Here is an 836-nt window from a genome sequence, read left to right on the forward strand (position 1 = left end):
ACGTCCTCGCTGCGCTGGCCGGTGGCCAGGCTGCTGAAGCTCAGGCGCTCGCCGAAGAGCTGGAAACCCTGCACGTAGCTGAGCGTGGCGCTGTACTTGCGGTAGCGCGCCACCGGCTGGCCCGGGCGTGGATGGCCGTTGTCCTGGGCGTCGAAGGCGCCGATGCCCTCCTGGGTGCCCAGGTCGAGGTTGACGAAGGCATTGCCCAGGCGCCGGCCATGGTTGATGCCGAACTGCGCCTCGCTCAGGCGGTTGCTGCTGCCGGCCAGGCGGCTGTCCTCGATGTAGTTGTTGGTGCGCAGGTGGGCCATGCCGGCATTGAGCGAGGTCTTGCTGGTGGCGTCGCGGTGCACCACGCGCTCGGCGCGCAGCTGGTGGTTCTGGCTGTCGCCGGTCTGCTTGAAGGCAAAACCGTTGGCCTGGGCCAGGGAGCGGTATTCGCTCTCGCTGTAGCTGTAGGTGAAGTTCCACCAGCCCCACGGCAGGTTGTAGAACAGCACGCCGTTCTTCGAGCCCTGGGTATGGTCGCTGACCACGTCATGACCGCCGCGCAGCATCAGCTGGTCGGCCAGCCCCAGTGGGCTGTCCCATTCCAGGCCAAGGTTGAGCATCTGCTCGCCGGTGCTGCGCTGGCCTTCGTTGTTGCGCGACAGCGAGGCGCGCCAGGGTTTCTGCTGGGTGTTGCGCACCAGCACTTCGCTGCCGCCGACGGCCTTGCCCGGGGTCAGCTCCATCTGCGCCTTGTTCGACGGCAGGCGGTTGAGCTGGTCGACCATCTGCTCGATCTCGCGCAGGTTCAGGCGCTGGTCGATATCGCCGGGGAAGGCCATGGCCAG

General features: G+C 67.1%; 1 protein-coding gene. It reads right to left on the reverse strand.

The genetic code is table 11. The annotated features are described in order from the left end of the window. Positions 1 to 836 (reverse strand): ShlB/FhaC/HecB family hemolysin secretion/activation protein (locus tag NMG10_RS25800; protein WP_254465376.1); only part of this gene is annotated, 836 nt, incomplete at both ends.

It is taken from the genome of Pseudomonas sp. DVZ6 (assembly GCF_024259445.1).
GTDB lineage: Bacteria > Pseudomonadota > Gammaproteobacteria > Pseudomonadales > Pseudomonadaceae > Aquipseudomonas > Aquipseudomonas peradeniyensis.